Genomic DNA, 8629 nt, shown 5'->3' with positions numbered 1-8629 from the left:
CGATCTGTCGACGACCCTCTCGTTGACGACCGCTCCCGCCCCGCCGGTCAGGAAGGTGGCCAGGCTCATTCGGGACGTCGGAGGTCCCGAATGAGTCATTCGCGGCGTGCGGGCCGCGGCAGAGCGGGTGCCGACCGGCCCGGCGACCGGCGTGGATTGGTCGGCCGGCCCGGCAATCCGGCCGGGCCGTGGTCCCGAAGGACCGGTGTGGAGATCACGGGAGAACGCATCGGCGTCATCGGCAGCGGGGTGGCCGGGCTGACCGCCGCATACCTGCTGCAGCGCAAGTACGAAGTTCTGCTGTTCGAGGCCGACGACCGCCTGGGTGGGCACGCGCACACGCACGACGTGCCCAGCACCCACGGCGGCACCGTCGGCGTGGACTCCGGCTTCATCGTCCACAACGAGCGCACCTACCCGACCCTGCTGAAGCTGTTCGGCGAGCTGGGCGTGCACACCCGCGACACCGAGATGTCGATGAGCATCCGCTGCGACGGCTGCGGCCTCCAGTACGCCGGTGCCAAGGGCCTGCCCGGGCTGTTCGCCCAGCGCGGCAACGCCCTCCGCGGCCGCTACCTGCGGATGCTGGCCGAGGTGAAGCGGTTCCACCGGCACGCGAAGCGGCTGCTGGCCGCCCCGGACGCCGGCGACGTCACGCTCGGCGCCTTCCTCGCCATCGGCGGTTACTCCCGGTACTTCGTCGACCACTTCATGCTGCCGCTGGTCTCGACGGTGTGGTCGGCCGACCGCGCCGACACCCTCCGGTACCCGGCGCGGTACCTGTTCGAGTTCCTCCGCAACCACGGCATGCTCACGGTGAAGAACTCGCCCGCCTGGCGGACCGTCGTGGGCGGCTCGCGCGAGTACGTCGAGCTCGCGGCGAAGCAGCTCACCGCCGTGCACCTGTCGACGCCGGTGCGGTCGGTGCTGCGGACCGGCAGCGGCGTCGAGATCCGCGACGACGCCGACACGCCGCACCGGGTCGACAAGGTCGTCGTCGCCACCCACGCCGACCAGGCCCTCGCCCTGCTGGCCAACCCGACCGCCGCCGAGCGCTCGGTGCTCGGCGCGTTCCGGTACTCCGAGAACGAGGCCTGGCTGCACACCGACACGAGCGTCCTGCCGACCCTGCCCGACGCGCGGGCCGGGTGGAACTACCGCGCGCCCGTCTGCGGCGCCCCCACCGGCGCGGTCCAGGTCAGCTACGACATGAACCGCCTGATGCGGCTCGACGAGCCGACCGGGTACGTCGTCACGCTCAATCCCGGCGACGGTCCCGGCGAGGACCACGTCGTCGCGCGGATGCGGTACGAGCACCCGGTCTACACGCCGGAATCCGTTGCCGCGCAACGACGGCTGCCCGAGCTCAACGACGGCGTGCTCGCCTACGCGGGCGCCTACCACGGCTGGGGCTTCCACGAGGACGGCTGCTCCTCGGGCGCCCGCGCCGCGGAAAGCCTGGGGGTGAGCTGGTGACGAACGCGCTCTACGACGCCACGGTCGCGCACGTGCGGCGGATCGACCCGCCGCACGCCTTCGCCCACCGCGTCTACCTGTGGCGCGTCGACCTGGACGACCTCCCGCGGCTGCCGTGGTGGCTGCAGCCGTTCGCCCGCTTCGACCGCCGCGACCACTTCGTGGCCACGGATCCCCGCGGCATCCGGGAGAAGCTGGACGCCTGGCTCGCCGAGCGCGGGGTCGACCTGCGCGGCGGGAAGGTCGTCATGCTCGCCGCCGCCCGCGTGCTCGGGTACGTGTTCAACCCGATCAGCGTCTACTGGTGCCACGACCCCGGAGGCGAGCTCGCGTGCGTGGTCGCCGAGGTGCACAACACCTACGGCGGCCGCCACGCCTACCTGCTGCACCCCGACGACGCCGGCCGGGCGCGCGCGGCCAAGGAGTTCTACGTCTCGCCGTTCCAGCAGATGGACGGCGAGTACCGGATGCGCCTGCCGCGCCCGGAGGCGCTGCTCGACCTCACCGTCGCGCTCCGCCGCGAGAACACCACGCCGTTGGTCGCTACGCTGCGGGGAGTTCGCCGCCCGGTGAACCCGCGGTGGCTGGCCCGGCTCGTGCTGGCCCGGCCGCTGCTCCCGCAGCGGGTGTCCGCGCTGATCCGCCGCCACGGCGTCGCCCTGTGGCTGCGGAAGGCCGCGGTCGTGCCGCGCACCCCGCAGAACGCCGGAGGACAGCTGCATGGATGAGCCGGCCCGCCCGCGCCGGATGGCGCCCGTGCCCTCGGAAGTCCCGGCCGGTCCGACGGTGCCGTCCTCGGAGGAGCTCATGGTGCGCGTCGCCAAGGGCGACGAGCGCGCCTTCGAGCTGCTCTACGACCAGTTCGCGGGCCCCATCTACGGCCTCGTCCGGCGGATCGTGCGCGACGCGGCCCAGTCCGAAGAGGTCGCCCAGGAAGTCCTCGTCGAGCTGTGGCGCACCGCGACGCGGTACGCGCCGGACAAGGGCTCGGCGCTGAACTGGGCGATGACGCTGGCCCACCGCCGCGCCGTGGACCGGGTCCGCTCGGCCCGGGCGAGCACCGAACGCGAGCAGAAGGCGACCTTCGAGGCCGCTCGCGGCCGTCCGTTCGACGAGGTCGCCGAGTCCGTCACCGCACGGCTCGAACGCTCCCAGGTGCGCCGGTGCCTGTCCTTCCTGACCGACCTGCAGCGCGAATCGGTGCTGCTCGCCTATTACCAGGGCTATACGTATCGCGAGGTGGCCGAAGTGCTGTCGACGCCGCAGGGAACCATCAAGACGCGGCTGCGGGACGGGCTGATCCGCCTGCGGGACTGCCTGGGGGTGACCGCTTGAGCACCCCGGAGATGCACACCCTGGCCGGCGCCTTCGCGCTCGACGCCGTCAACGACGTCGAACGCGCGGAGTTCGCTCGCCACCTCGAGCAGTGCGACTCGTGCACGCAGGAGGTCGCCGAGCTGCGCGCCACGGCGGCCCGGCTGGGCGCGGCGATGGCCGAGGAGCCGCCGCCGCACTTCAAGGACCGCGTCATGACCGCCATGCACGCCACCCGGCAGCTGCCGCCGCGGACCCGGCCCGGCTCGCCCGACCGGCACCGCCGCTCGGCGCGGGCCCCGCGCTGGGCGGTCGTCGTGGCGGCCGCGGCCGCCGTCGTCGGCCTCGCCGCGGGCGGGGTGTTCGGCGGCATCGCGCTGACCCAGCGGCAGGAGCTGCAGACCGCGCAGAGCCGGCTCGACCAGGCGAAGCAGCAGTTCGCGCCGGTGGCGGCGCTGCTCGCGGCCCCGGACGCCAAGACCGCGCACGGCGAGGCCCCGATCGGCGGCGGTGTCACGGTCGTCCTGTCGCGGTCGCTCAACCGGGTGATGGTGATGGACGCGGGCCTGCCGGCGCAGCCGGGCGGCAAGGTCTACGAAGCCTGGCTGATCACCGGCGCGGACGCGCCCCGTTCGGCCGGGGTGATCGCCGCGGCGGACCAGGGCGGCCTGGTCGTCGCGGACGGCGTCGGCGGTGCCGACAAGGTCGCGGTGAGCGTCGAACCGCCCGGTGGATCGGCCACCGGAGCGCCCTCGGACGTCCTCATGAGCATGCCCGCGCCGGCCTGAGCGGGCGGCCATACCAGATCGGGCTCCGGGGGTGTTCGCGGCCCGTCGCTCTTGCGCGCCCGAAGGTGTTGTGGCAAAACACCTTTGCGACACACGGCGTGCCTACTGGATTAGAGCCTGCCTGGTGCCTACCGTCCTGCCTAACGTCGGCGGTTGACATAACTCTCGATCTGGGGTTGAGGTCGAGGGTTTCGGCCGGCGGGCTGTACGGGCACAACGATCAGGAAGGCGGACTTCGATGACGCCCCCGCACAACTACCTTGCGGTGATCAAGGTGGTCGGCATCGGCGGTGGCGGCGTGAACGCCGTGAACCGCATGATCGAGGTCGGCCTCAAGGGTGTCGAGTTCATCGCGGTGAACACCGACGCACAAGCACTGCTCATGTCCGACGCCGACGTCAAGCTGGACATCGGCCGCGAGCTGACCCGTGGCCTCGGCGCGGGCGCCGCCCCCGAGGTCGGCCAGAAGGCCGCCGAAGACCACCGCGAAGAGATCGAAGAGGTCATCAAGGGCGCCGACATGGTGTTCGTGACCGCGGGTGAGGGCGGCGGCACCGGCACCGGCGGTGCGCCGGTCGTCGCGCAGATCGCCCGCAAGCTGGGCGCGCTGACCATCGGCGTGGTGACCCGCCCGTTCACCTTCGAGGGCAAGCGGCGCGGCAAGCAGGCCGAAGAGGGCATCCAGGCGCTGCGCAACGAGTGCGACACGCTCATCGTGATCCCCAACGACCGGCTGCTGCAGCTCGGCGACATCGGCGTCTCGCTGATGGACGCGTTCCGCTCGGCGGACGAGGTGCTGCTCTCCGGTGTCCAGGGCATCACCGACCTGATCACCACCCCGGGCCTGATCAACCTCGACTTCGCCGACGTCAAGAGCGTCATGTCCGGCGCGGGCTCCGCGCTGATGGGCATCGGCTCGGCGCGCGGCGAGGGCCGGGCCATCCAGGCCGCGGAGAAGGCGATCAACTCGCCGCTGCTGGAGGCCTCGATGGACGGCGCCCACGGCGCGCTGCTGTCCATCGCGGGCGGCTCCGACCTGGGCCTGTTCGAGATCAACGAGGCCGCGTCGCTGGTGCAGGAGTCCGCGCACCCGGACGCCAACATCATCTTCGGCACGATCATCGACGACTCCCTCGGCGACGAGGTCCGGGTCACGGTGATCGCGGCCGGGTTCGACGCCGGCGCGCCGACGCACAAGAAGCTCGACCCGTCGACCTTCGGGTCCGGCTCGCGGGCGTCGGCCACCACGGCCTCGGCCTCGGCAGGGCAGGTCTCGAACCCGCCGACGCCGCCGTCGGGCGCCACCCCGGTGCCGTCCGCGGGCAGCTCCGGCTACCCCGTGGCGCCGCCGCGGTCGCACTCGCCGATGCCGTCGGCCACGGGCAACCAGCCGGCCGGCGGGCTCCCGCAGCCCGGCGGCGGCTCGCGCGGCTACTCGCCGCTCGGCTCCAACGCGACCCAGGGCAGCCTGCCGGGCCGCGCGATGCCGGTGCACGACGACCCGTCGGACGACGAGGTCGACGTCCCGCCGTTCATGCGGCGCTAGCCACCAGCTCCGAAGGCCACCACCCGCGAACTAGAGTCGTGGGTGGTGGCCTTCATTGATGTTCAGGAGGATTCGTGCGGGTTCGGCGAGTGGTCACGACCAGGGCGGGCGGCGCGTCGCGGCCGCCCTACGACACCTTCAACCTGGGGGACCACGTCGGCGACGACGAGGGCAACGTCTTCGCCAACCGCAAGCGGCTCGCGTCCGAGCTGGGCCTGGCCGAAGACAAGCTGGCCTGGATGGAGCAGGTCCACGGCCGCACGGCGACCATCGTCGACGGCACCGAGACCAGCGCGGCCGAAGCGACCGACGCCCTGGTGACGGCGACCCCGGGCGTCGCCCTCGTGGTGCTCGTCGCCGACTGCGTCCCGATCCTGCTGGCCGACGCCGAGGCCGGGGTGGTCTCGGCGGTGCACGCGGGCCGGGTCGGCACGCGCGTCGGCGTCGTCCCGGCGGCCGTCGAGGCCATGCGGTCGGCCGGCGCCGAGCCGCACCGGATCGAGGCCCTGCTCGGCCCCGCCATCTGCGGCGACTGCTACGAGGTCCCCGCGGAAATGGCCGCCGACGTCGAGAAACACGTCCCCGGTACGGCGTGCAAGACCCGCAAGGGGACACCCGGGCTCGACCTGCGCGCCGGGCTCTGGCGGCAGCTCGCCGACCTCGGCGTCGGCAAGATCGGCGTCGACCCGCGGTGCACGAACGAGGACAAGACGCTGTTCAGCTACCGCCGCGACGGGACCACCGGGCGGATCGCCGGCATCACCTGGATCGAGGCATGACCGGCCGCAAGGCCGAGCTGGCCGAGAACCTCGCCGAGGTCGAGGCGCGGATCGCCGCCGCGTGCCGGGCCGCCGGGCGCGCCCGGGACGAGGTCAAGCTGCTCGCGATCACGAAGACCTTTCCCGCGTCCGACGTCGCGCTGCTGGCCGAGCTCGGCGTCACGAACGTCGGCGAGAACCGCGACCAGGAGGCCGGCCCGAAAGCCGCCGAGGTCCCCGGGCTGCGGTGGCACATGGTCGGCCGGCTGCAGCGGAACAAGGCGAAGTCCGTCGTCGGGTGGGCCCACGAGGTGCAGTCCGTCGATTCCGCGCGGCTCGCCGACGCGCTGGCCAAGGCGGTGCGTGCGGTTCAAACCGCTCAGATACGTGACGAACCCCTCGACGTGCTGATCCAAGTCAGCCTCGACGACGATCCCGAGCGCGGCGGCTGCCCGCTTCCCGAGCTCGGCGCGCTCGCCGACCGGATCGCGCAGTCCGAGGAGCTGCGGCTTCGCGGGCTGATGGCCGTCGCGCCGCTGGGTGCGGACCCGGCCGCGGCCTTCGAGCGGCTCGCTCGCGCGGGGGAGTCCCTCCGAAAAGATCACCCGAATGCCGCAGACGTGTCCGCCGGGATGAGCCATGATCTCGAACAGGCGATCACGCACGGCTCGACCTGTGTGCGTGTCGGAACCGCGTTGCTCGGTGGACGCGGTTTAGCCTCGCCGTAGGGAGCTCGCGCGGTCGTCACGTTTCGTGTCCGCCCGCGCGGGGCACTGACGGCGTGGAGATCGAAAGTCAGTGCGGGAGCGGCTAGGGCTAGGGAGAGGCATGAGCGCGCTGCAGAAGCTGAAGGCCTACTTCGGGATGGTGCCCGCTGACGACGACGGCTACGACGTCGAAGACGACTACCGACGCGGTTACGACGACGACTACGACTCCTACGAGGAGCCGGCCCCGCGGTCGTCGCGTTCACGGTACCGCGACGTCGACGACACGTACGACGAGCCCGTCAGCCGCAGCCGGTCACGCTCCGTGGTCAGCTCCGAGCCGGCCGTTCACGGTGCGCTGGCCGTCGACCGGCAGCCCGAGCCGGTGGCGCGCCTGCGCCCGGTCGTCGAGCCGGTCGTGCGCCAGCCGGTGCGTGACCCGTTGAGCCGCATCACCACGCTGCACCCGACCAGCTACGCGGAGGCGCGGGCGATCGGGGAGCACTACCGCGAGGGCATCCCGGTGATCATGAACCTCACCGAGATGGAGAACGCGGACGCGAAGCGGCTCGTCGACTTCGCCGCCGGGCTGGCGTTCGCGCTCAGAGGGTCGATGGACAAGGTCACCAACAAGGTGTTCCTTCTCTCACCGCCCGATGTGGACGTCACGGCGGAAGACCGTCGGCGGATTGCCGAGGGCGGATTGTTTTTGCGGGGCTGAAGTCGCCCGTACCGCTGAGCGCAAGCAGACGTGACTTTGCCGACCCGATCCGGGGTCGGCCCCCTCAACTGCGTCTTCGGAGAGGACGCCCGGTTAGAGTAGGTACGTGGAAGCTGTGTGGCTGGTCGTCTGGTACGTGCTGTTCGCCTTCTGGCTGCTGCTGACGGCGCGGATCGTGGTCGAACTCGTCCGGACCTTCGCGCGTGAGTGGCATCCGGCCGGAGGGGTTGCGGTCACGCTCGAGACCATCTACACAGTGACGGACCCGCCGGTCCGCTTGTTCAGAAGGATCATTCCGATGGTCCGGATCGGCGGCGTCGGACTGGACTTGTCGATTATGGTGCTGCTGTTGGTTGTGTTCTTCGCGATGCAACTGGCGACTCCAAGTTGATCGGGGAGACTTGGGTGGACCCTGCAGGCCATGGAGTGCGTGAGGTGATCTGATGTCGTTGACCCCCGCTGACGTGCATAACGTCGCGTTCAGCAAGCCGCCCATCGGCAAGAGGGGCTACAACGAGGACGAGGTGGACGCGTTCCTCGACCTGGTGGAGACCGAGCTGGCCCGGTTGATCGAGGACAACAACGAGCTGCGCCAGCAGATGGAACAACTCGACGCGGAACTCGAGTCGACCCGCAGCGAGCTGGAGAACGCCAAGGCGAACGTCGGCGCGCCCCCGATGCGCGAAGAGCCGTCGCGGCGCCTGGCGCCGGTGCCGCCGCCGCAGTCCGCCATGGAGCAGACGCAGGCGCACTCGATGGTCGGCGACAGCACCGAGCCGAACGTGCAGGCCGCCAAGGTCCTGGGCCTGGCCCAGGAGATGGCCGACCGGCTGACCGCCGAGGCGAAGACCGAGTCCGACGGGATGCTGGCCGAGGCCCGCACCAAGTCCGAGCAGCTGCTCTCGGACGCCCGGGCGAAGTCCGACTCGATGGTGAACGAGGCCCGCACCCGCGTCGACACGATGCTGAACGACGCGCGGACCCGTGCGGAGACGCTCGAGCGTCAGGCGCGTGACAAGGCGACCACGCTGGAGCGCGAGTCGCAGCGGAAGTACACCGAGACGATGAACAGCCTGAACTCCGAGAAGAGCGGGCTGGGCAAGAAGATCGAAGAGCTGCGCACGATCGAGCGGGAGTACCGCACGAGGCTGCGCGGGTTCCTCGAGTCCCAGCTGCGCGAGCTCGACGACCGCGGTTCCGCGGCCCCCGCGTCGGCGTCGTCGGGCTCCGGGCAGTCGTCCGGTTCGACGAGCGGCGGCCAGGGCTACTCCTTCGGCCCGCGCGCCGAAGCCGGCTGAGTTCTTCCTGAGCCGTGGCAC

General features: G+C 71.5%; 10 protein-coding genes. All 10 read left to right on the top strand.

Going from position 1 to position 8629, the window contains the following annotated elements; translation table 11 throughout:
* Positions 1-207 precede the first annotated feature (207 nt).
* The 10 genes from ACWDN5_RS45405 (at position 208) to wag31 (ending at position 8608) form a co-directional block, all read left to right on the top strand.
* Positions 208-1476, top strand: a complete 1269-nt coding sequence (locus ACWDN5_RS45405; protein ID WP_449680636.1) for an NAD(P)/FAD-dependent oxidoreductase — start codon at positions 208-210, stop codon at positions 1474-1476.
* A complete protein-coding gene (locus tag ACWDN5_RS45400) occupies positions 1470-2204 on the top strand; it encodes a DUF1365 domain-containing protein (protein ID WP_449680637.1) in 735 nt (244 codons plus the stop codon). Before ACWDN5_RS45405 ends, ACWDN5_RS45400 begins: the two co-directional genes overlap by 7 nt.
* Entirely contained in the window at positions 2197-2811 is a 615-nt protein-coding gene (sigK, locus tag ACWDN5_RS45395; protein WP_310977414.1) for an ECF RNA polymerase sigma factor SigK, read from the top strand. The genes ACWDN5_RS45400 and sigK overlap by 8 nt, the downstream gene beginning before the upstream one ends.
* The gene (locus ACWDN5_RS45390) at positions 2808-3578 is read left to right on the top strand and encodes an anti-sigma factor (RefSeq protein WP_449680635.1); all 771 of its coding nucleotides are present in this window, start codon (positions 2808-2810) and stop codon (positions 3576-3578) included. The genes sigK and ACWDN5_RS45390 overlap by 4 nt, the downstream gene beginning before the upstream one ends.
* Before the next feature lie 238 nt (positions 3579-3816).
* Positions 3817-5124, top strand: a complete 1308-nt coding sequence (gene ftsZ / locus ACWDN5_RS45385; RefSeq protein WP_310977413.1) for a cell division protein FtsZ — start codon at positions 3817-3819, stop codon at positions 5122-5124.
* A 74-nt stretch (positions 5125-5198) separates the two neighbouring features.
* Complete coding sequence (pgeF, locus tag ACWDN5_RS45380; protein WP_310977412.1) at positions 5199-5903, top strand: peptidoglycan editing factor PgeF; 705 nt, start codon at positions 5199-5201, stop codon at positions 5901-5903.
* Complete coding sequence (locus ACWDN5_RS45375) at positions 5900-6610, top strand: YggS family pyridoxal phosphate-dependent enzyme (protein WP_449680634.1); 711 nt, start codon at positions 5900-5902, stop codon at positions 6608-6610. Before pgeF ends, ACWDN5_RS45375 begins: the two co-directional genes overlap by 4 nt.
* Before the next feature lie 100 nt (positions 6611-6710).
* Entirely contained in the window at positions 6711-7310 is a 600-nt protein-coding gene (locus ACWDN5_RS45370; protein WP_310977410.1) for a cell division protein SepF, read from the top strand.
* Positions 7311-7425: 115 nt separating this feature from the next.
* Entirely contained in the window at positions 7426-7701 is a 276-nt protein-coding gene (locus ACWDN5_RS45365; protein WP_013224824.1) for a YggT family protein, read from the top strand.
* Between the two features lie 52 nt (positions 7702-7753).
* Positions 7754-8608 (top strand): DivIVA-like cell division protein Wag31, encoded by an 855-nt coding sequence (wag31, locus tag ACWDN5_RS45360; protein ID WP_310977409.1) that lies wholly within the window; start codon positions 7754-7756, stop codon positions 8606-8608.
* Positions 8609-8629: the final 21 nt, after the last annotated feature.

The sequence above is a fragment of the Amycolatopsis sp. NPDC003731 genome (assembly GCF_053586895.1).
This window is presented reverse-complemented; position numbering and strand designations above follow the sequence as displayed.

Excerpts from the sequence above, each read along its gene's own strand:
- sigK (WP_310977414.1), top strand. The coding sequence starts at position 2,197 with ATGGATGAGCCGGCCCGCCCGCGCCGGATGGCGCCCGTGCCCTCGGAA.
- ftsZ (WP_310977413.1), top strand. The coding sequence starts at position 3,817 with ATGACGCCCCCGCACAACTACCTTGCGGTGATCAAGGTGGTCGGCATC.
- ACWDN5_RS45375 (WP_449680634.1), top strand. The coding sequence starts at position 5,900 with ATGACCGGCCGCAAGGCCGAGCTGGCCGAGAACCTCGCCGAGGTCGAG.
- ACWDN5_RS45370 (WP_310977410.1), top strand. The coding sequence starts at position 6,711 with ATGAGCGCGCTGCAGAAGCTGAAGGCCTACTTCGGGATGGTGCCCGCT.
- wag31 (WP_310977409.1), top strand. The coding sequence starts at position 7,754 with ATGTCGTTGACCCCCGCTGACGTGCATAACGTCGCGTTCAGCAAGCCG.